The following is a 20976-nucleotide window of genomic DNA, read 5'->3' as shown; positions in this document are numbered from 1 at the left end:
CATGTCCGTCGTTACCGAACTACGAGTGCGTTATGCGGAAACCGACCAGATGGGCGTGGTCTATTACGCCAATTACCTGGTGTGGTTTGAGGTTGGGCGCGTGGAGTTCATGCGCTCGCTGGGCTTTGACTACAAGCAGATGGAGATGGAGGACGGCTGCATTCTTCCAGTCGTCGAAGCCACCTGCCGCTACAAGGCTCCGGCGCGCTATGACGATCTGATCCTGATTGAAGCCGGGCCGATCCTGTTGCGCGGCTCGCTGCTCAAGTTTGCCTATCGCATTATCCGCGCCTCAAACGCGCGAGAGGGTCAACTGCTGCTGGCCGAGGGTGAGACGGCGCATCTTGTCTGCGACGCCAGCATGCAGAAATGCCTTATGCCGGAGCGCTACGCCGCGCCGATTCGCTCCGCAATCCGCATTTTCGCTCGCGACGAGCAGGGCGAAATGGATGGTCAGGACTAAGATTTAGGATCGTTAACTTAGCTTTCGAGAGACGACTACCAGGGTTCAAAGCAATCGTAGTTGCGCTGAAGAGCGATCCTTCCATCTTCCATCTCGAAGAACATCGCAAGATGCGCTTTTATTTCCGTTCCAACCGGAATCGTTCTGAAGGGCACAGCGAGAACTCCAACCCATCGAGCCTCAACCGCGACGCGAGTTCCCTGGGCGACCTCCGATACTATCTCGTAACTTTGGTTGGACAGGACCTTTTTTCCTTGCTCGCTGCGTCTGAGCATGCTTGCCAGGTCGCTCTCCTGGCCGTTCGGATTCAACTTGTTTGGCAATTCAATCTGCCGGACGCTTTCTGTAAAGAAGCGCTTCATTTTCTCGCCAACAGAACCATCCTGCAGTGCGGACAGGTAGTGTCGGATGACCTGTAAATTCGTCTGTTCCGCGCTTGTCATAACGTCCAAAAGTTATAACAGGCGAGAGATGTTGGCGTCCCTCCGATTCCTACATCACCTCTGGCGATTCGATCCCCATCCAACTCAGCACGGTCACCAACTCGCGTAGCGTGATAGCGGCCGTAGCGAGCAGAAGCGTCTTTCGCGCCGGATCTTCTTCGGTGAGAATGTGGTGCCGATGGTAGAAGTTGTTGAATTCCTGTGCCAATTGAAAAACATGTCGCGCCACATACGCCGGTTCTGAAGTCGCAATGCACTGGTCCAGCGTCAGTGAACGCTTGCTCGCGCGCAGCCAGATACCCCAGATATCGTCTGCATCTTTGAGCAGCGAAGCTGCATCGAGCGTTGCGAATTGGGCCAGCACTTTTTCCGGACTCGTTTCGGCCTTGCGAAAGATATTGCGGATGCGCACGATCGCGTACTGTACATAAGGGCCGGTTTCTCCCTCGAAGCTAAGCGCGTCCTTGAAATCGAAGGCGATCACCGTGCCGCGCGTGAACTTGAGCATGAAATAGCGCAGCGCGCCGATGGCAATCTGCTCGGCAACGAGCTGCCGTTCCTCTTCTGAGCGATCCGGTTGCCGTGCGCCCGTCTCCTTGCGTGTGGCCGCGATCAGCTTGTCGATCAGGTCGTCCGCCTTCACGCCAAAGCCCTTGCGCCCGCTGACTTCGATGTATGGCCGGCCCAGGTCTTCTTCCGCGACCGTATAGCCCAGTTCGAGAGCGCATCGCGGCGTCAGTGCGACCATCTCATAGCTGAAATGGGTATAGCGATCCGCTTCAGCCGTGTGGCCCATGCCGCGCAACGCCTGAATCACGTTCGCCTGCGGGTCGGATTGACGCGAGTCGATGACGTTATAGATGGCCTGCGCGCCGCCGAAGTGCGGATGAGTTTCTTCGCCGTGCTCCGTCGATATCCAGCAGGTGTGATCCGGATACTCAAAGAACGGACGATAGCCAAAGTCCCGTCCCAGCAGGCCAAACTTCCACAGGTGATATGCGATGTCCTTGCCGACGTAGGTCACCGTTCCGTTCGATCGAACGATGACTTTGGCGTCTTCGTCGGTCTCGCCTTCTTCGACAGCCTTCGCGTCCGGCCTCGTCATCACCCAGCAGCCCTTGTTCTTGCCTTCCGTCTCGAAGTAGAGAACCCCCGTCTGCTTTAACTGCTCGAAGGCCAGATCCCAGAATTTGAGATGCAGAATCTCGCTCTCCTGCGGCAGAAAGTCATACGTGATGCCGAGGCGCAGCATGGTTTCCAGATGGCGGCGAATAATCGCCATCGAAATTAGTTCGGCAACGAGAGCAGTTTCGTTTCCACCCGCCTCGATTTCATGCAAGGTTGCATAACGCAAGCTCTTGCGCTGCTTGTTCTCTTCTTCCGAGCCGGAGTCATACCACTGCGAAACGCGCGCGTAGACATCCCAGCAGAGATAATCGAACTTCTCTCCGTTTGTCTCGAATCCCGCGATCAGAGAGCGAATCTCGGCCAGCGACTTGCCTTCCAAATGCAGAAAGCCAACCACCACATCGGCAACCTGAACGCCCGTGTTGTCGATGTAATTCTGCACATCGACCTTCTGCCCGTTCGCGCGCAGGATGCGGACGAACGTATCGCCAAGGATCGCATTGCGCAAATGGCCAACATGCGCAGCCTTGTTGGGATTGATGCTGGTGTGCTCGACCAGCACATGCAACCCTGAGTTGGGCGCAGGACGAATATCGAATTGAGCGAGAGCCGAAACGAGGCAGCCGCGATTGAGATAGACGTTGAGATAACCCGCCCCAGCCGCTTCAAAGCGCGAAATGGCAAGCCCCTGCGCGGTTCCCTCGGACTCCGAAGGCAGCAAGAGAGCGACCGTTTCGAGACTGTTATTCAATAGCGTCGCCAGCTCGGCGGCGATGATCTTTGGGGCCTTGCGCAGCTTACGAGCCAGCTCAAAAGCTACCGGCAAAGCGAATTCGCCGAGCTTGAGGTCTGGCGGTTGCTCGATGGCGATGGGGCCGAGTTCGATGCCGTATTGGTCCTGGATCAGTGCGCGAACCCGCGTAAGCAGGCGTTGTTGCAATTCGAGATACACGGGCTGAAACCTCTGAAAATCCCTGATTTCCTAGGTGATTTTATCAGGGGACTGGCCATCCAGGAGTCGTTCTACGAAATGCGAACGGGAACTACAAGCACGTCGAACGCCTTGCAAGCTCTTCGCCGGGCATCAGTTAAGATAGATACGGTACGTCAGCTCAAGTTCAGCAAAGTTGTTATGCTGCGCTCCTGAAGATTCCCTCATCGCATCTATGCCTACTCTGCCCAATCCGTCGCAGGACGCTCGCAACTCGTTTTACATCACCACGCCGATTTATTACGTCAACGCGCGGCCGCACCTGGGTCACGCCTATTCGACGATCGTTTGCGATGCCGTCGCGCGGCGCAAGCGAAGCCAGGGAATTGCCACGTGGTTCCTGACCGGCACAGACGAGCACGGGCAAAAGATCGAGCGTTCCGCGAAGCTGGCAGGCAAGAGCCCCGCCGAATTCGCGACCGCCATCTCCGGAGAGTTTCGCTCGCTCTGGGATCGCATGGGTCTCACATACGACGACTATATTCGCACCACAGAAGACCGCCATAAGCGCGGAGTGCAGCGGTTATTTGCCGAGTTGCACGACAGAGGCTTCATCTACAAAGGCTCGTACACCGGCCAGTATTGCGTCTCCGACGAGGCATTTGTCGATGTGCCACCCGGTGCGCCCTGCCCCGATTGTGGACGCATCACGGAAACCATCAGCGAAGAGAATTACTTCTTCAAGCTTTCAGCCTTTGAGCGCAAGCTGCTGGAACTGTACGAGACACATCCTGAGTTCGTTCAGCCTGAAGCGCGCCGCAATGAAGTGACCGCCTTCGTGCGCAGCTCACTCAAGGACGTCTCGGTCAGCCGCACGAGCGTCTCCTGGGGCGTACCCGTGCCGGGTGACGAGAAGCATGTGATTTATGTCTGGTTCGATGCGCTGGTCAACTATATCACCGCGCTCGGCTATGGCTCAGACGCGCCCGAAGATAAGGCTCGCTTCGAAAAATTCTGGCCGGCAAACGTGCATCTCGTCGGCAAAGAGATCATCCGCTTTCACTGCGTTTACTGGCCCGCGTTTCTGATGGCTGCAGGTCTGCCGCTGCCGAAGTCGGTCATCGCCAACGGCTGGCTGCTCTTCGACAAGACGAAGATGTCGAAGTCGGTCGGTAACATCGTGCGAGCTGAAACAGTGCTCGAAGTGCTCGGCGCGGATGCGCTGCGCTACTTCCTGCTGCGCGAAATCAGCTTCGGTCACGACGGCAACTTCACCTTCGAAGCTCTGGTGCAGCGGTACAACGCCGATCTGGCTAACGGCTACGGCAATCTGGTGAGCCGCGTGGTCAATATGGTGCATAGGTACTTCGGCGGTGTGTTGCCCGAGACCGGACCTATGGGGGACGCAGAAACATCGATTCAGAATGATGCGGGGCTGACCATTGTCGAGTTCAATACCCAATTCGAGGCGATGGATTTCTCGCGTGCGCTTGAGTCGCTCTGGGCGCTGGTCGCTGCTGTAGACGGCTATCTGACTGCTTCTGCTCCTTGGAAGAAACCAGCCGAGGTTTCCGACGAAGCCCACGCAAAGACTCAGGCGAGGGTGCTTGCAACCGCAGCGGAAGCGATCCGAATCATCACGGCTTTGGTGCATCCGATACTTCCGGAATCTACGGGTAAGGTATGGCTGCAGCTAGGTTTAGGCAATATCGAAGAAGCCGCCAAGCGTGGCGATCTGAAAGATCTCGCATGGGGAGGGTTGCGGGCAGGCACAAGCTTTGCCGAGCCTGCGCCGCTCTTCCCTCGCGCAGAAAAGGATGCGATTGAGCGTATGCAAAGTCTTGAGAGTGGAAACAATCTAAGCGCCGTAGCAGCGGTCAGCGGTTCGAGCGGGGAAGCTAGTTCGTCCCCAGTTATCAGCGAAGCAACTGCGCCATGCTCCGGGAGCACCGAGGCGCCGGTTCATGCTCCTGTATCCGAACCGGCCGTGCCGGCAGCTTCTGCCTTGGAGACGACTGCTGCCGGTTCCGACGCGGCCCGAGAGGGAATCGCGCAGATAGGCATTGAGGACTTCGCCAAAGTGGAACTTCGTGTGGCGCAGATTCTGGTGGCTGAACGAGTTCCAAAAGCCGACAAACTGCTGCGTCTGGAAGTCGATCTCGGCTATGAGAAGCGCCAGATTCTGGCCGGAATCGCCCAGTACTACGAGCCGGAGAAGCTGATCGGGCGCAAGGTCGTTATCGTGGCCAACCTGGCTCCGCGGAAACTGCGCGGCCTGGAGTCGAACGGCATGGTCGTAGCAGCCTCGATCGGCGATCACGGGGCGCCCGTGCTGGCTGGCTTCCTCGAAGATGTTCCAATCGGAGCGCGGTTGAAGTAGGCCGCCTGAATACGTCACCGCATTGCGCAATACACATAAAATGTGCGATCCTTACACATTGAGAGATTTGCGATGCGGACCAACATCGATATAGACGACAAGCTGATGGAGCAGGCGATGGTGGCCAGCAAGGCGACCACCAAGAAGGCTGCCGTGGAAGCCGCCTTGAAGTTGATGGTGCAACTCGAGCATCAGGGGAATGCAATCGAAAGTCTTCGCGGCAAAATCGTTTGGCGAGGCCACGACGACGACTGGTTCGCCTCCGATGAGGAGGTCCAGGCCGAGCGAAAAAGGACTCCCGCGGGAGAGCAGATGGATTCAGCATCCGAGGAGCAGAGTCGATTGGCGGGAGAGCAAGGCCTGCGTTGATGGTCATCGTCGATACTTCCGTGATAATCGCGTATCTCGACGATCGGGTGAATCGCCATACTGAGTGGCTGGACCGACAACGAAGTTTACAGCGGATCGGAATTACCACCCTCATCCAGACAGAAGTTTTGCAGGGAATTCGTGCGGAGGAGCAGTTCCTCGCGGCAGTGGCGGCACTGAATTGCTTTGAGATTTTTGAAACTGGCAGCAGCGCTCTGGCGATTGCCTCCGCGCGAAATTACAGAATGTTGCGCCGGGCAGGTATTACGATTCGCAGCACGATCGACTGTTTGATCGCAACGTTTTGCATCGAGAATGGACACGAATTACTGCATAATGACCGTGATTTTGACGCGTTTGAGGAAAACCTCAATCTTCGTGTGCTGCATCCGCCGGAAACCTTGCTGCATTAGCCGACATCGCATTGGATGACGACACTCCGGAACATCATCAAGAAATCGACCAACTCTCGTTTTCAGTCGCATCCAGACTGTCTTGCACTGCCTCGGAGGAGCTAAATTGTTAATTGACTCGCACGCGCACCTCGATAGCGAACGCTATGAAGGCGAGCTTGTCGAAGTGCTGCGTCGCGCCTGGTCCGCGGGAGTGGGTGCGGTAATAGCCATTGGCATCGGCGAGGGGCCGTCTGAAATGCATCAGGCGCTCGATATCTGCCGCCAGTTCAATGGATCCGGCGAGGCGTACAAACCGCGCGAACTGCCAAGGCTCTATGCCAGCGCAGGGATCTATCCGCACAACACGCACGAGGCGGATGATGCTGCCCTTGCAAAGCTGGATAGTCTTCTTGCCGAGCCGGAGGTGATCGCCTGCGGAGAAATTGGCCTCGATTACTACCACGAAGGCTCGCCGCATGAGACACAGAAGCGGGTTTTCGTCCGCCAAATGGAGATTGCCGCCGCCCGCAAGCGCCCGATCATCATCCATTGCCGCCCGAAAGACGGCGACAATGCGTGCTGGGACGACACGCTCGCGCTTCTCGATGGGCACTGGGGCTCAAATGGCCTGGGAGGTATTCTCCATTGCTTTTCAGGTGACTGGGAACATGCCCAGCGGGCAATGGAGCTCGGATTTCTGATTAGTTTCGCCGGGAATCTGACCTACCCGAAGGCGCAGTCGCTGCGCCATGTGGCTGCAAAGGTGCCGCTCGACCGGCTGTTAGTGGAGACGGACGCGCCGTTCCTGGCGCCGATCCCGAACCGCGGACAGCGCAACGAGCCGGCGTGGGTGGCGCACACAGCAGCGGTTTTGGCGGAACTGCGGGGAATATCTGCCGAAGAAATGGCCTCGATCACCACGAAAAACTTCGAACGGCTGTTTCGTCTGACCCCTGACGTGTGAAACTTGAATTTGCAGTGAATTGGGAGCCGGAGCCGAACTCCGGTCTCGCGGCGGCTTCGAAGCCAGCCAATGAAGGATAGGAAAAACCCATGGCGCAGGACAATTCGTTTGATATCGTCAGCAAGGTAGACATCCAGGAAGTGCGCAACGCCATCGATCAGGCGCTCAAGGAGATCAAGGCGCGGTTTGACCTGAAGGACTCGAAGTCTGAGGTCACTTTGGAGGGCAATGATGCTATTCAACTTGCCTCCGCGGATGAATACAAGCTGGAAGCAGTGAAGGAAATCCTCGGGCAAAAACTGGTCAAGCGGGGTGTGTCGCTGAAAAACCTCACTTACGGCAAACTGGAAGAGGCCATGGGCAAAAGCGTCCGCCAGAAGATTACTCTGCAACAGGGTGTTCCGGTGGAAAAGGCCAAGGATATTGTCCGGATCGTGAAGGACTCGAAGCTCAAGGTGCAGGCGTCGATTCAGGGCGATTCGGTACGAGTGAGCGGCAAGGATCGCGATAGTCTTCAGTCGGTGATCGCACTGTTGCGTGGCAAAGATTTGGGCATCGAATTACAGTTCACCAACTATCGGACGAATTGACCGGTACTTCTTTCGCCGCAGCAACATCCAAAGAGCGGATACTGAAGGCGCAACAGCAAAATCGCAAGCCGCATCGGCTGGCAAGAGGAAAGAGCAGGAACTCCCAGATCTTGAGCACATTGGCGATAGCAACGGCAAGAGAAGTCTTCGATTTGCTCCGCGATGACCTCACGGCCATTGAACGGGAGCTGGGGCGCGACGCCGTCTCCAGTGTCGACACGATCACAGAGATCGCCGAGTATTTGCGAGGCGGCGGCGGTAAGAGAATTCGCCCATCGCTCCTTTTGCTGGCGGCGCGCTGCCTGGGCTATGACGGATCGGGAATGATCCGTCTTGGCGCGGTCGTTGAATTGGTGCATACCGCGACCCTCGTCCATGACGACATCATCGACGGCGCCGACACCCGCCGCGGACGCCCCTCGGCCAACACCACATGGGGCAACGAAAAATGCGTGCTCGCGGGCGACTGGCTGTACATGCAGGCCTTCCACATCGCTCTGGAAGAGCGGAACTTCAAGGTGCTCGACCTGTTGATCAGCCTCACCCAGCAGATGGTCGAGGGGGAACTGCTTCAGATTCAGAAGCTGGGTCGGCCAGTCTCCGAGGCCGAGTATTACGATCTGATTTTCCGCAAAACCGCCTGCCTCTTTTCTGTTTCAATGCAACTGGGCGCAACCCTTGCAGGCGCAAGCGCTGAGCAGGAAGAGGCTCTCGCCTGCTATGGGCGCGGCGTCGGACTGGCATTTCAGATCGTCGATGACGTGCTCGATCTTACGGCCACCGAAGAAGTCCTGGGCAAGCCCGTGGCAAGCGACCTCCGCGAGGGCAAGACGACGCTGCCGGTCATCCATTCCCTGGAGCACGGCACGGCCGCCGAGCGCGAGGTCATCCGCCACGTACTCGAAGATGGCGGCTTCGTCCGTTCCTCGCGCGAGCAGGTACAGGAGATTCTGCACCGCAACGGATCGGTCGAGTATGCCATGGCAGCTGCGGACCGCTATGCTGAGCAAGGCCGCGAGGCGCTGGTTCCGATTGAAGACTCCGAGTTCAAGCGGGCGTTGTTGTGGGTGCCGGATTTCGTCGTAGCGCGAGACAAATAAGCCGATCCATTGCCCAATCTTTGCTGTTCAGGCCACTCGTTTCGACGTCGGGACGGGAACGTCAGGCGCTTTTGGCAGCAGCACGGAGAGAATGCCAAGGATTGCCGCAGCCACCGGCGCAGCGAGCGCTACACCGACGGGTCCCGCGACGGCCGCCAGGAGCAGCTGCATCGTTAACGTGAGAGCGGGCGGCAATCGGACGATGTTGCGCTCCAGCAGTGGGGTCACTACATAGCCCTCGATCGTAAAGACGATGGCGAAGACCAGCAGGGCCAGCAATCCCTTCGTGGGGCTGATGGCCAGTGCCAGCAGCGCTGCCGGGATTACCGAGATCAACGGTCCGACGTTCGGAATGAATGTCATCACCGCGGCAATGATCCCCAGCGTGCCCGCCAGCGGCACGCCGACAATCCATAATCCGATGCTGATGAGCGCGCCAACCAAAGTCATCGAGATGAGTTTGGCTAGCACCCACCAACGCAGAATCTGCGCCACGCTGGCAGCGCACGCATCCATCTTTCCGCGATATTCCTCCGGCACGGCGCGCCGGATGCCGTTGTAATACATCTCCGGCTCAGCGGAAAAATAGATGCTGAGACTGAAAACGATCACTAGTCCAGCAAGTATGGTGGCTGAACTGACGACGATGCCGCCGATGCGTGTTAGCGCAAAGCTGAAGCCGCTCGATATCTGTTCAGAGCCGGGAGATTGCCGCAGAATCCATTGACCCCATTGTTGGCTCCGCATCTGCGTCAGAAGCGAGTGAGCGGCCACCGGCAAATCTGTTTCCAGATCGGCGAATTGCTGGACAATGTTCGGTCCCTGACTCCATACGACAAGGGCTGTCACGGCAAATGTCACGCACAGAAACAGCGCCAGCGCGAGGCCCTGTTTGATCTTGAAGCGGCTATGCAGCCAGTTGGATACAGTTGTAAGCAAAATCGCGCCAATCGCAGACGCGAAGAGCAGCAGAAAGATGACCCGGCCAATCCAGATCAGAAACACGGCCAGCGCAAGCGCCGCGATGGCAAGGAGCGTGAAGCTCACGCGACTTTTGAATTTGTCATCCACGTCGTGCATGGGAGAGTTGCGCCAGCCTTTCTTTCTAGTTACTTGAGTCTACCCGAGCCGCGCATAAATTGGCGGCAAGATTCGGATGGACTCGCCAGCCGGTGCTTTGCAATGGTTAAGGCATGAAGGCTGGTCATCTGCTCCAACTCCTGCTGTTATCTGCCGTTTGGGGAGTTTCATTTCTGCAGATTCGCATCGCCGGGGACAGCTTTCCTCCGCTCTGGGTCGCATTGCTGCGCTGCTCATCAGGAGCGTTGCTTCTGTGGAGTGTGATGATCCTGGGGCGGCGCTCGTTGCCCTCTCGCAAGTTATTGCCGTGGCTTTTGCTGGTGGCGCTCTTCAATAACGCAATTCCATTCACATTTTTTGCCTGGGGCGAGCGCACAATTCCCAGCAGCACAGCAGCGGTCGTTAACGCAACCACGCCAATCTGGACCCTGTTGATCAGTCTCGCAGTGCAGCGCGGCCACGCTACAGGACGCATGATTGCAGGCGTGCTGCTAAGTTTCGCAGGGGTCGTACTGGTTGTGTATGGACATGAAGTGGGAGAAGAAACCGCGTCCGCGCGGGCGGGGCTGGTGCTCGGAGTTACGCTGGTCGTGATGGCCTCCCTCTGTTATGCCATCGCAACGGTCATGGCAAAAGCGAAGCTCAAAGGCATCGACCCAATCGGACTTGCAACCACGCAGCTCACGCTCGCCAGCCTGATGCTGTTACCGGTAGCACTCGCCGGAGCGTACCCAGTGGCTGTCAGTGTTCCATCCATCGCAGCAATCGCAACGCTGGGACTTGCCGGTAGCGGCATTGCTTACCTGCTCTACTACAACCTGCTTGCCCATGTCTCTGCGACCCATGTCGTGGCCGTAACCTATCTTCTCCCGATCTGGGGTCTGTTCTGGGGCCTTCTGGCACATGAAACCATCGGTTGGACTGCATATCTGGGAGTGGCGGTCGTCGTCGCCGGACTACTGATCCTGAATTGGAAGACACAGGTTCAGGCGGCGTCGTCGACGGCACGGGCCTAACTGCACTGCAAAGAACCTTTCACGCGTTCGCGGCCATTTGTCGCGGTCGAAATTGGTACTCTCAACTGCAGGCAATTTGAGTTAGACTTCTCTCCTGATGCCGATCAACTGCCCGATCTGTCACGCCTCCGCAAGTCTAATGGGAAAGCATCCCGATGCCGATATCTATCGCTGTAAATCCTGTACGCACGCATTCAGCGACATCGCATCCATGCCAAAGCAGGAGGAATACGGTGCAGACTATTTCGACGACACGCACCGCCGCTGGTTCGAGCACCCGAATACGCAGCTCTTCGACCGTGTCGCGGCCTACATTCCACAAGGCGGATCGGTCCTCGACGTCGGTTGCGGCCGTGGAGATTTTCTTCGGCACGTTCACCGGATGCGGCCTGATGCTAAGCTGACCGGGATCGATTTCGCTCCAAATCAGCATGAGAGCATTCGATTTCTCCAGGGCGACGTCATCACGCTCGACATTTCGCAACGCTTCGACGTGGTCGTGTCACTCTCCGTAATCGAACACGTGCCTGATTGCGTTGCCTTTGCCCGCCGCATGGTCGAACTGACGAAACAGGGCGGTTCGATGATCGTCAATACGCCCAACGAAGCAAGCATTCTCTACGGCATGGGCCGAGCCGGACTATCATTTGGGGTTTCATTGGCCTTCAATCGTCTCTATTCGCGCCATCATCTGCACCACTTCACTCCTACCTCACTGCGCCGGCTTCTGGAGTCGTCAGGCCTCACAGTTTCAAAACACCTCATGCACAATGCTCCGGTGAAGGCCATGGACCTGCCCGTCCGCAATGCTGCCGCGGATGCCGTGCTGCGAGCCGGTGTCTGGGCCGTATTCGCTGCGGGGTCGATTACCTCCAAGACCTATCTGCAAACCATAGTTTGTTCTGCTTAAGCTGTTTCATGCATTTGAGTCAGGCCAGTCGAGTCGCACAGAGTTATTCTGAAAAGCGGGCGACTCCCGCCGGGCCAAGCTATTTATCGATTGCGACCGGCCTGTCCCCGAACGAAAAGTGCCGGTGGCCGAGAAAGCTGCTGACGACCGTGAAGATTGCTACGATCGCCCCGGCAATGTATGGCGCCTCGCTCTGATATCGCGTCGTGTGCCGGATCAGCCCCACCAGCGGCGCCAATGCCAGCGTAGAGACAAGAACGCTTCCACTGTAGACGGCGAGCGTGCGCACCCATTCGCGCAGATAGTTGCCCTTCGTCCGAAAGACAAACCATTTGTAACCAAGGAAAGCGACAGTGATTGCGATAAGATTCGACGAAAGATTGGCCGCGATGTAGGAATACGACGGCATAACTGTCGCAAGCCATCGGTTCATCAGGAAAAAGCATGAGTACCCAAATACCGTGTTCCATCCGCCGATCAGTACATAGCGCAAGAACTGCTCCGGCGGGATATGCCTTGCAATCCCGCTCCTCTGGGGTTCTATGTCTGACCTGGAATAGCTCATTCCTTCGGCTTCTCTTCGGAGTCATCAAAATTGATCCGCTCTTTTTCGATCACCAGGGGCCGGTTCTGAACCATCGTGTGGATCGAGCCAACGTACTCGCCGATTACGCCCAGGGCCACCATCTGTACCGATCCGAAGAAGAAAAGCCCCACAACCACAGGCGCAATTCCGATGGAGAAGTTATTCCAGAACACCAGTTTGGCGATCAGATAACCCAGGCCCACCAACGCACTCAACAAGGCAAAGAGAAAACCAGTGAAGGTGACCAGTCGCAGCGGCACCTTGGACAGGTTCGTGATCCCAAGCATCGCAATGTCATACAACGTATAGAAGTTGTTCTTGGTAATGCCGCGTTCGCGCCGCTTCTGGTTGTAATAGACGGACTTGTGAGGCAGGCCGATCTCCGCGATGATTCCGCGAAAGTAAGGGTAAGGATCGGGGAAGCGCGTGCGGATGATATCGATGACCTTCCGGTCATACACACCAAAGCCGTGGAAATGCTCGAGCACGTGAATATTGGTCAGCATCGCAACGGTGCGGTAATACAGGGTGCGAATGCCGAACATCGTCCCGTTTTCGTCGCTTGAATTCTTGATGCCCGCGACAATCGGAGTTCCGCGCTCCCACTCCTCAATCATCTCGCCGATCAACTCAGGAGGGTCCTGGAGATCAGAGAGCAATACCGCGACCGCGTCGCCCTCGGCGCACATCAGCGCGTGTTGCGGAGAGCGCAGGTGGCCAAAGTTCCTCGCATTCACTATCACCTTGACGCTCTTGTCCATCGCGGCCAGCCGGCGCAGGATCTCTACCGTCCTGTCCGTCGAAGCGTTGTCGATAAAGATATGCTCGTAGCGATACTGCGGGAACCTCGCGAGTGTCTCCCGTGTCCGAAGATACAGTTGCTCGACATTGCCCTCCTCGTTATAGCAAGGACTGACTACGCTGATCAGCTTCAATGGGCTCGCTCCGGGGCTGTGGTCATCATCCGTTCGTCTGAGAATGACATTCGTTCTCAACAGTGTTGCCGCGATTATATCTCCGTAGCCAACATCGACAATCTCCCACTTTCGAGGCTTGAAGTGGTTCTAAGTTGGTAAGGCTAAGTTTCTCGCGACCCGGCAGCCGCAAGGCAGGTTCTTTCGCCCAGCCTTGCGAGTGAAACGCCGGCGTGGCTATCGGGTTCGTATCAGAATCCAGTGGTTGTCCCACGGGAATCTATTGCCAAAGTCGCTGGTATAAACAGCGTGCCAGCTTCCATCCGCGAGCTTTTGCTCGATCAACTGATCGAGATACCGTTGCGCGAGGGGCTGACCCTTGTTGAATATGGTCTCGTGAAGACTCAAAGTGTAGAGCTGTCTTTGGTAGAGTATCCATTGCGGCGGCGAGGTCCTGAGTTCGTCCATCAGACCAAGGATAGTCTCCTTGCCGGATGTGTCGAAAAATGTCTGCACATAGCCATGCCATGGTGGGACGGAGCAGAAATAGTTTGCGAAGGGGAATGGTAGTGAGAGCAACTCGCTTTGAGAACTGCTCGGCCCAATCTGCTCGCAGACCGGTTGAATGAACTTCAGCATCTCGTTGTCGATTATCATCGGTCCGTATTCAGGATGGTGGTACCATGTTCGTCCCTCGAACATGGGTGGCTCCCGATAGGTATGCCATGAGAACGGGATCACGAGCTTGACGTAGACAGTGCAGAGCATCAGAAACGCGGCAACTACAAGAAGGCAAGCGCGAGGCCATTCTGCCTTAAATCGGATTGGCGGACAGATGGACAGTAGCACAATCATTATGCCCACCGGCCCGTATAACCCGACGTTAGTGCCTCCCGACGACATCGAACCGGAGGCAAGCTGACCGAGTGGTATCAGTAGAAGAATCTCTCGCCGGTCCCACGTGTACCCTTGACCTGTAGTGAACTGCCAGCGCAGAAAGCGCGCCACGACGATAAGGCAAAGGCCATGCAGCACGAGAATGGCGATGCCGGAGGCGTAGACGATCACATTGAGGGGTGAGTGGGTTCTGAGCCAGAGGAAGGTATTGATCGGCAGATGGAATGGGTAAGCGAGTACGTGGCCTGCTCCTCCTTTGCTCCCAGCCGCGTGGAAGATGGAGTACATTGCGTATTCTTGCAACGAGTCCCCCGTTAGGTGCACGACAACGACCACCGTCAGCACTGCCGCGAGACTGAAAAACCCAAGCGAAAGAAGTCTCCTTGCCTGCGCCAAGCACACAATGGCGATGGCTACGCCGACAGACAAGGCCGCGCCGTCGTTGAGCCTGTTGGTCAACGCGAGGCCAGAGAGTATTCCAAGGATCGAGGCCAGGACGAGGCTGGTTCGAGCAGTGGTCGTCTTCTGCATCACGAGCAGCGCCACCAACGAATACACTTGAATGCAATCCGCGAGTACGTGGTAGTCATCGAACCGGTACGCCTCAAAATAGATGGAGAGGAAGAAAGCGCACCCAAGAACGATCCCCCTCTTGCCGTCAGAGAGATTCGAACGCCGCGCCAACAGTAGCAGCCCGAGGCAATAGGCCACCAGGTGCAGCACGGCCGGGACCTTGGAGGCAAGCCACCCCTTGCCTAGAAGCGTCATGACGGATGCCGTCTCCAGCACGTACAAGGGCTGCAGGACCAGATGCATGTCCGAGTAGAGGTGCTTTCCGCTGCGAAGAAAAGTGGCATACCAGAACCACCCGCCTTCGCCTGCTATTTGAGTGTTGGCGATCATCGCCACTCCGAATAGGACGCAGAAGACAAACATCAGGTTCTGGAGGATCGTCGCCCTGCCAAACGCCGATTGAATGCGCCGCAGCGGATTCAGCGACATGGTTACGGGTTCTACTTTCCGATTGTCCACCAGTGCGACCGATGTATTCGCTTTTGAGTTGGCGACATCAGCGATGGAGTAGCACGGGATCCAGAGGACCCTGGCTACACAGAGCCGGATCACTGGGAGCGATATCTGATATTGGCCGTATTTACCCCAACTTAGAGATAGCAAGCGGGACATCATTTTGCACCGCTCTCCCCAATCCGCTCCATCAAGACTGTCCCCTTGTTTTCCCACACAACTTTGTAGTGCGATTCCAGGTAAGGCTCCATCAGGTATTGGCTCTTTGGGATTCTTGGCAATGAGGGAAACGCCTTGGGGAGCACCTTGTCTAAGTAAGCTGTATTCCAAAGGACGTACCGTACGTGACGCCGCTCCAGGGTCTGTATAGCGTTCATGAACTGCTCCGTGGTGTTGTAGTTATACCCCAGGCCTGAGTAGCGTGTTGGGTTGTCGGTTTCGGTCAGGAAGTAGTACATGGGATAGAAGGGATAGACAAAGAGTTCCGAACCGGATGCTACATGCTCATTGAGATAAGTGAGCACTGGATCAGTTCCGAACATGGCCACAGTTCCGACCCTGGTTGGAGTGGGATGCGTGTAGAGGACCAGCAGCAGGTTGAATCCAGCCAGCAATGCGGCACAAATTGCGAGAAGTTGCAGCCCGCGGATCTTCAACTTGCCCCTATCCTCACTCAGGAAATGAACAAACAGGATGACAAGCAGAGGAGATCCCATAACGAGGTGACTGATGTCTCTTCGGTGGAACTCTGATAGCCACAACGCAGACCCGCACATCCAATAGAGCAAAAGGGTCGGCTTCATAAAGCTGGTTCTGTTGACCATGGCCAGCACGAGCAATAGAACAGGAAGGGCAGCGATAACGAGGAACGGCACTAATAGAATTGATGCAAATGGGACTGTCCAGAACAAGCCAGAGTTGGAGAAGGCCAATGGACTCCAGTGATCTTGAATGATGCCGCTGGCATAAGGGACGACATTCATTGGACCGTAGTAGCGGAGATTATGTATGAATGTCGCAAAGGCAAGATCCCAGAGCGCCCCGTGGCTCCAGTAATACAGCACCACGGAGCCCACCACGCAAGCATAGCCCGCCATAAGCAGGCCGACGGCACGAAAGGAGGCCTGATGCCTCCATCGCTGAATCACCAGCCATGCCAGAATGGCAAAGAAAAGTAGTATGCCCTTGGGCTGCATGATGCAGGTTGTTGCTCCAGCCAGAGCCCCGCTTACAGGCAACAGAATAGCGACGTGCCGGTCATGCCAAATCAGTACGCAGGCGAATGTCAGCAATGCGAAGAAATTGCTGTCGACATGGTGACTGATCATGGGCCAAAGCGTTCCAAAATACGTAGCGGTCACAACGAGGCACGGCAAGTACCGGAATCTCCCGGAAATTCTGCGAGACAAGAAGTAGATCAATACGCCGGTGCCCAACGAAGTAGTGAAGAGGCATAGTCGCGTCGCAAAAAAGGTTACGCCGAAGAGTTTGAAGAAGGCGCCTAGCCAGTAGAAGGTTCCGGGTCCCATCACTTCAAAGAAATCGCGCGCAAAGAGTTGGCCGCGAGCAACCCGCACCGCTCCTTCGATCAGAATCCCCTCGTCCGCCTGCGGAGCCAGCATGATTCGCAGGAAGGGCAACAAATACAAGGTGGCACCTACGACGAAAATCAAATAATCGACGTAGTGGCGTGCAAACTTAGGCTGCACCGAGGCTCGGGCTGCGGGAAACGTCGTTGTAGAGCTCATCCTGTTACCTCACGACCGTCCCGCAACGTCTGAGTAGTACCGTTGAGTAACTTTTCTTCCGGTGGAGTCGAACTTTGCCGCGTGAATCCATCCGAGTCTATGAGCGACAAAGCTTACGGTTGTGCCGAGAACTTCGAGGCCGTACTTCACGCTGCGCCGGAAATTGATCGAAGATGCTTCCTTGAAGTATTTTGTAGGGCAGGAAATCTCGCCGATATTAAACTGAAACATCACCGCCTGCGCAATCATCTGGTTGTCGAAGACAAAGTCGTCGGAGTTCTCAAGCAGCGGCAGGGTTTGCAGCAGTTCTCTTGAAAACGCGCGATATCCGGTGTGGTACTCCGACAGCTTCACTCCAAGAAACAGGTTCTGGAAGGCTGTAAGGAAGCGGTTGGCGATGTACTTATACCTGGGCATGCCGCCTTTCAATGCGCCGCCCCCGAGAATGCGCGAGGCAAGCACCATGTCATAAATGCCGCTGGCCACCATGCTGGCCATAGCCGCAACAAGCAATGGGGTGTATTGGTAGTCGGGATGCACCATGACCACGATGTCTGCTCCTGCGGCAAGCGCCTCGCGGTAGCATGTCTGCTGATTGCGGCCATAGCCGTAGTTTGCATCGTGCACAAAAGTAAGAACGCCAAGCTTCCTGGAAAGCTGCGCAGTTTCGTCTTTGCTGGAATCATCGACCAGGATCTTGATGTCGACCTCGCTGGGAAGTTCGCGCACGGTCTGTTCGAGAGTTTTCTCGGCATTGTAGGCCGGCATAACAACTGCGATTCGTTTTCCGTTGATCATGGTTCGACTCCTTCGTAAGACTGAACTTAGACAAGCTCAGGCAGATGGTTCAATGCGCGACCGAGGCTACTGCATTGGAGAGTTCTGGTGCTTGATACGGCAACAGAGTTGCAGGTGTAATGTCGGGCTGAACGAGCCAGACTTGCCGATCCTTGTAATACCGGAGCAATTCGGAATTATCACTCGCATCCATGTCTCGCGCCCATATAACTTTGGAGCCATCGATGTCCGCGGAGTTGTAGACCCACTCTTCAAAGGGATTGTGCTTTGATGCGTAGCGGACAATCGCGAGTTGTTTCCCGGGCATTTGATTCAGTTCGGATTCAACGCGAACGCGCTCTGTGCCGAAATGGTCTGGCCCATACCAGATGAAGTTCCAGTTGTAAGATGGCCACTCGGGAAGGGCAAGAGCGAGCGGACCGGCAAAGAGCCTGAGTCCAGCCATCAAGACACAGATCGTCACACTAAGGCGCACCAGCGCCAGGCCAACAGGCTTACTCTCGGGGCTCCAAAGCCGCAGGTGCCGCATAGCCTGCAAGCCAATCGCATAAAACGCCGACGTGAAAGGAGCCACATAATGCGGAATAGTAAAGATCTGGACGAGCATTCCGGCCGTTAGTACGAGCATGCAAATAACAAGAAAGCGGATGCGGCGGTCCATGATGGCGCGGCGAAGCATGATGAGCGGGGTGAGTAACGCTATGCCGGCAAAGAACATCAACACAGTCAACGCTTTTATGAGGGTCTGAGGCAGAAAGCCGGCAGGTGTATGGATTTTCCGGAAGAACTTTAACTCACATTCGTAATAAAAGGATCGCAATACCTCATGCCGGTAAGCTGGTTCCGGGCGCTGCGATTGCCAGACGAAATATGGCGCCATGGCATAAGTGGCGCGATCGACAGTGTAGGGCGGGGTAGAGGGACTTCCGAACGCGCGGTAATCATAGTAGCCCAGCCATCCTACTGTGGCAACTATCAATGCCAGCGGAAAGACAGCACGTCGGGCCAGTACTCCCATTGCTGGCCGCTTTTTCCCGAAGAAAGCCCAGTGGCCCATAACAATCGCTACCGGCATGCAAAGAAGTAGGCCCTCGTATGGGCGAGTGAGAACGAGAATGGCGATCCCAGATGCCATCAACACGCCGTAACGTTGATGTGCGGTTTTCATCAGTCGTGGCAGCGCGCCAAGCACAAGCGCTCCGCCGAGAGCGCCGATTGTGCCCGCAGCATGGTAGGTATTGATCCAGTAGCTGAAGAGGCTTAGATGCAGGACAGCGATCAATCCTCCGAGCAGCGCCCAGGTTGGCGGTAGCCAAGCCTGAAGCATCCAGCAGATGGCAGCGCACATTAGAGCGCTGGTCAGCAAGAGACCGTACCAGGGATGCCCAAATAGCAGTTTGCCTGCCGCCAGAACCAGTCCCTGCGCGGGAAAGTACATGGACATGTAGGTGGGCTGCATGGTGATGTGGATGGTTTCGAAATGGATCCACATTGCCGGGGTTGGATTGGTCAATCGTCCGTGCAAAAAGGTGTCCCCTGCAAGCAAAAAACTGAAGTCATCTGGAACGAACGGCACAGGGATGGGACAAAGCGGAAGAATTGCCAAGCGAAGCAACAGCGCAGCAAGGCCGACCACAACGACCGCCAGGCCTTGCCTCCGCGCCAATTTTCCGAAGGCGCCTTCAACTCGCAAGAAAAAAGACGAACCAAGCCGAGGTGACATGAACGCTACGGCGACTGCAATGAACGTGAGACCACCTTCGATTAGTGTTGGCGTTGTCTGCGTATCTGGGGGATTGGGCAACAGCATATTGATTTACGTTCCTACTCCTACAAGCGAACTTTGAGCCGAGTGGCCGTCGTTATCTGGGCTTGAGCAGGCAGCCTGGCGCATTGTAAGGGTATCGCGTGGGGCAGAGTTCGCCAGGATAATTGCTCGCGTCAGCGATTCCCGTGACTTGCTTGAGAGCATGATGTTACAGGTTTCAGCTACGACATACAGAGGACGGTTTTTCGCCTCTTCATAAATGCGGGCGACATAATCGCCAATAGCGCCAAGCGCCAAGAGAATCATCCCGGAGAATATACATTGCAAGGCCACGACTGAAGCCCATCCGGGAACCAGAGAATGGGACCAGAGCGCCAGATAAAAGACTCGCAGCAGATAGGCAAATCCGAAGAAACTCAGACAACAGCCAAGGCTGATGCTGACGCGCAAGGGGAATGCCGAGAAAGAAGAGATGGCTGTCCACGCAAACCGCATCATTTTAAGAAAGGAATACTTGGTCCGACCTCCGGTACGCGCCTCGCGGTCAAAGGGAATGAAAGCCTCTTTAAGTCCGAGCCATGCGGCTAGGCCACGCATATATCGATGCTGTTCCCGCAGAGAGCGAATCGCCAACACCGCTCTCCGGCTAAAGAGGCGGAAGTCGCCGACTTCGGGCGTCAAACGATGACCTGTGAGATCAGATACGATGCGATAGAAGAGCTTGGCTGTCCATCGCTTGAATAGCGTCTCGGAATCGCGCGAAATTCGTTGCGGCGATACGACGTCGTAGCCCTGAGTGAATAGTTCGACCATACGGGGAAGCAGTTCCGGTGGATCCTGGAGGTCCGCATCCATCACAACGACGGCGTCTCCATTGGCAAAGTCCAGGCCGGCAGTTACGGCGGCCTGATGGCCAAAATTCCGGCTGAAGCGAATCAGTCTGATGGCGGGGTCTTGCAGAGCTTCCTGCTCCAGCATCCACGCAGTGTCGTCCGTGCTGCCGTCGTCTACGAAGATGGCTTCAGAATCTATATTGCGTAGAGATTCGCGAAGGCGTGCGAGCAGCAGAGGCAGTGTCTCGGCTTCATTCAGGACTGGAATTACGATCGAGAGCAGCATAATGGCCATCCTGAATGCTGTAGTGAAACTTGCCTGGACAGTTCATTGCGGCGGTAGGTTTGCTATGAATATCTCTGCCGGCATCGTTGCGAGCTTGTAGAATGCGATGCCCGATCTTGCTTGGGCGGGCTTACAGGACGTCCGATGTGAGTTCTGTTCCAAGATTATCGAATGCGAAATTGAGATCGCTGGCGAGAGTTCGAATGCCAGAAGTTGCCGCGAAGGCGATGAATTCCACAACATGAGCACACTCGACCGGGTCCTGTCCATCTTCCCGCCTCAGGGTCCGCACTCGGGAAAGAAGTTTCCAGAATTTGGACCGCATTCAGGTTGATCTCCAGGACTGTCGAA

At 56.1% G+C, this 20976-nt stretch carries 19 protein-coding genes; 9 read left to right on the top strand and 10 right to left on the bottom strand.

What is annotated here, in order from left to right; translation table 11 throughout:
• Position 1: 1 nt before the first annotated feature.
• Entirely contained in the window at positions 2 to 463 is a 462-nt protein-coding gene (locus tag OHL23_RS19610) for an acyl-CoA thioesterase (protein WP_263353660.1), read from the top strand.
• Positions 464 to 498: 35 nt separating this feature from the next.
• Here the strand turns inward: OHL23_RS19610 and OHL23_RS19605 are convergent, their stop codons facing one another.
• The gene (locus OHL23_RS19605; protein WP_263353659.1) at positions 499 to 906 is read right to left on the bottom strand and encodes a nuclear transport factor 2 family protein; all 408 of its coding nucleotides are present in this window, start codon (positions 904 to 906) and stop codon (positions 499 to 501) included.
• Between the two features lie 49 nt (positions 907 to 955).
• On the bottom strand, positions 956 to 2986 hold the full coding sequence (locus tag OHL23_RS19600; RefSeq protein WP_263353658.1) for an arginine--tRNA ligase: 2031 nt from the start codon (positions 2984 to 2986) through the stop codon (positions 956 to 958).
• A gap of 214 nt (positions 2987 to 3200) precedes the next feature.
• Between OHL23_RS19600 and metG the strand changes: the two genes are divergently transcribed.
• The 6 genes from metG to OHL23_RS19570 all read left to right on the top strand — a co-directional run bounded on the left by metG (position 3201) and on the right by OHL23_RS19570 (position 8763).
• On the top strand, positions 3201 to 5345 hold the full coding sequence (gene metG, locus OHL23_RS19595; RefSeq protein WP_263353657.1) for a methionine--tRNA ligase: 2145 nt from the start codon (positions 3201 to 3203) through the stop codon (positions 5343 to 5345).
• Between the two features lie 72 nt (positions 5346 to 5417).
• A complete protein-coding gene (locus OHL23_RS19590; protein WP_263353656.1) occupies positions 5418 to 5714 on the top strand; it encodes a type II toxin-antitoxin system VapB family antitoxin in 297 nt (98 codons plus the stop codon).
• Complete coding sequence (gene vapC, locus OHL23_RS19585) at positions 5714 to 6127, top strand: type II toxin-antitoxin system VapC family toxin (RefSeq protein WP_263354122.1); 414 nt, start codon at positions 5714 to 5716, stop codon at positions 6125 to 6127. The genes OHL23_RS19590 and vapC overlap by 1 nt, the downstream gene beginning before the upstream one ends.
• Positions 6128 to 6293: 166 nt before the next feature.
• Positions 6294 to 7073 carry a TatD family hydrolase gene (locus tag OHL23_RS19580; protein WP_317891717.1) on the top strand — a complete coding sequence of 260 codons (780 nt, stop codon included), beginning with the start codon at positions 6294 to 6296 and terminating at the stop codon, positions 7071 to 7073.
• An 89-nt stretch (positions 7074 to 7162) separates the two neighbouring features.
• Positions 7163 to 7663, top strand: a complete 501-nt coding sequence (locus OHL23_RS19575) for a YajQ family cyclic di-GMP-binding protein (RefSeq protein ID WP_263353654.1) — start codon at positions 7163 to 7165, stop codon at positions 7661 to 7663.
• Positions 7664 to 7773: 110 nt separating this feature from the next.
• Positions 7774 to 8763 carry a polyprenyl synthetase family protein gene (locus OHL23_RS19570; RefSeq protein ID WP_263353653.1) on the top strand — a complete coding sequence of 330 codons (990 nt, stop codon included), beginning with the start codon at positions 7774 to 7776 and terminating at the stop codon, positions 8761 to 8763.
• Positions 8764 to 8790: 27 nt separating this feature from the next.
• Here OHL23_RS19570 and OHL23_RS19565 read toward each other — a convergent pair whose 3' ends face one another.
• On the bottom strand, positions 8791 to 9843 hold the full coding sequence (locus OHL23_RS19565) for an AI-2E family transporter (protein WP_263353652.1): 1053 nt from the start codon (positions 9841 to 9843) through the stop codon (positions 8791 to 8793).
• Between the two features lie 113 nt (positions 9844 to 9956).
• Here OHL23_RS19565 and OHL23_RS19560 point away from each other — a divergent pair, with 113 nt between their 5' ends.
• Both OHL23_RS19560 and OHL23_RS19555 read left to right on the top strand, forming a co-directional pair.
• Positions 9957 to 10859 (top strand): DMT family transporter, encoded by a 903-nt coding sequence (locus OHL23_RS19560; RefSeq protein WP_263353651.1) that lies wholly within the window; start codon positions 9957 to 9959, stop codon positions 10857 to 10859.
• A 139-nt stretch (positions 10860 to 10998) separates the two neighbouring features.
• Entirely contained in the window at positions 10999 to 11769 is a 771-nt protein-coding gene (locus OHL23_RS19555; RefSeq protein WP_263353650.1) for a class I SAM-dependent methyltransferase, read from the top strand.
• Positions 11770 to 11848: 79 nt separating this feature from the next.
• Here the strand turns inward: OHL23_RS19555 and OHL23_RS19550 are convergent, their stop codons facing one another.
• From OHL23_RS19550 to OHL23_RS19520, 7 genes are all read right to left on the bottom strand, one after another.
• Positions 11849 to 12334: a GtrA family protein gene (locus OHL23_RS19550; RefSeq protein WP_263353649.1), complete on the bottom strand. Its 486-nt coding sequence runs from the start codon at positions 12332 to 12334 to the stop codon at positions 11849 to 11851.
• Positions 12331 to 13290: a glycosyltransferase family 2 protein gene (locus tag OHL23_RS19545; RefSeq protein WP_263353648.1), complete on the bottom strand. Its 960-nt coding sequence runs from the start codon at positions 13288 to 13290 to the stop codon at positions 12331 to 12333. Before OHL23_RS19545 ends, OHL23_RS19550 begins: the two co-directional genes overlap by 4 nt.
• A gap of 216 nt (positions 13291 to 13506) precedes the next feature.
• Positions 13507 to 15354: a hypothetical protein gene (locus OHL23_RS19540; RefSeq protein WP_263353647.1), complete on the bottom strand. Its 1848-nt coding sequence runs from the start codon at positions 15352 to 15354 to the stop codon at positions 13507 to 13509.
• Entirely contained in the window at positions 15351 to 16940 is a 1590-nt protein-coding gene (locus OHL23_RS19535) for an ArnT family glycosyltransferase (RefSeq protein WP_263353646.1), read from the bottom strand. The genes OHL23_RS19540 and OHL23_RS19535 overlap by 4 nt, the downstream gene beginning before the upstream one ends.
• Positions 16941 to 16949: 9 nt before the next feature.
• Complete coding sequence (locus tag OHL23_RS19530; protein WP_263353645.1) at positions 16950 to 17738, bottom strand: glycosyltransferase family 2 protein; 789 nt, start codon at positions 17736 to 17738, stop codon at positions 16950 to 16952.
• A 49-nt stretch (positions 17739 to 17787) separates the two neighbouring features.
• Positions 17788 to 19404, bottom strand: coding sequence for a hypothetical protein (locus OHL23_RS19525; RefSeq protein ID WP_263353644.1), 1617 nt, complete (start codon positions 19402 to 19404; stop codon positions 17788 to 17790).
• 150 nt (positions 19405 to 19554) lie between these two features.
• Positions 19555 to 20625 (bottom strand): glycosyltransferase family 2 protein, encoded by a 1071-nt coding sequence (locus tag OHL23_RS19520; protein WP_263353643.1) that lies wholly within the window; start codon positions 20623 to 20625, stop codon positions 19555 to 19557.
• Between the last annotated feature and the right edge of the window lie 351 nt (positions 20626 to 20976).

The organism is Acidicapsa acidisoli (genome assembly GCF_025685625.1).
Taxonomy (GTDB): Bacteria; Acidobacteriota; Terriglobia; order Terriglobales; family Acidobacteriaceae; genus Acidicapsa; species Acidicapsa acidisoli.
This window is presented reverse-complemented; position numbering and strand designations above follow the sequence as displayed.

Coding starts and splice junctions, on each gene's coding strand:
- OHL23_RS19610 (WP_263353660.1), top strand. CDS start 2: ATGTCCGTCGTTACCGAACTACGAGTGCGTTATGCGGAAACCGACCAG.
- OHL23_RS19605 (WP_263353659.1), bottom strand. CDS start 906: ATGACAAGCGCGGAACAGACGAATTTACAGGTCATCCGACACTACCTG.
- metG (WP_263353657.1), top strand. CDS start 3,201: ATGCCTACTCTGCCCAATCCGTCGCAGGACGCTCGCAACTCGTTTTAC.
- OHL23_RS19590 (WP_263353656.1), top strand. CDS start 5,418: ATGCGGACCAACATCGATATAGACGACAAGCTGATGGAGCAGGCGATG.
- vapC (WP_263354122.1), top strand. CDS start 5,714: ATGGTCATCGTCGATACTTCCGTGATAATCGCGTATCTCGACGATCGG.
- OHL23_RS19575 (WP_263353654.1), top strand. CDS start 7,163: ATGGCGCAGGACAATTCGTTTGATATCGTCAGCAAGGTAGACATCCAG.
- OHL23_RS19565 (WP_263353652.1), bottom strand. CDS start 9,843: ATGCACGACGTGGATGACAAATTCAAAAGTCGCGTGAGCTTCACGCTC.
- OHL23_RS19560 (WP_263353651.1), top strand. CDS start 9,957: ATGAAGGCTGGTCATCTGCTCCAACTCCTGCTGTTATCTGCCGTTTGG.
- OHL23_RS19555 (WP_263353650.1), top strand. CDS start 10,999: ATGGGAAAGCATCCCGATGCCGATATCTATCGCTGTAAATCCTGTACG.
- OHL23_RS19550 (WP_263353649.1), bottom strand. CDS start 12,334: ATGAGCTATTCCAGGTCAGACATAGAACCCCAGAGGAGCGGGATTGCA.
- OHL23_RS19540 (WP_263353647.1), bottom strand. CDS start 15,354: ATGATGTCCCGCTTGCTATCTCTAAGTTGGGGTAAATACGGCCAATAT.
- OHL23_RS19535 (WP_263353646.1), bottom strand. CDS start 16,940: ATGAGCTCTACAACGACGTTTCCCGCAGCCCGAGCCTCGGTGCAGCCT.
- OHL23_RS19530 (WP_263353645.1), bottom strand. CDS start 17,738: ATGATCAACGGAAAACGAATCGCAGTTGTTATGCCGGCCTACAATGCC.
- OHL23_RS19520 (WP_263353643.1), bottom strand. CDS start 20,625: ATGCTGCTCTCGATCGTAATTCCAGTCCTGAATGAAGCCGAGACACTG.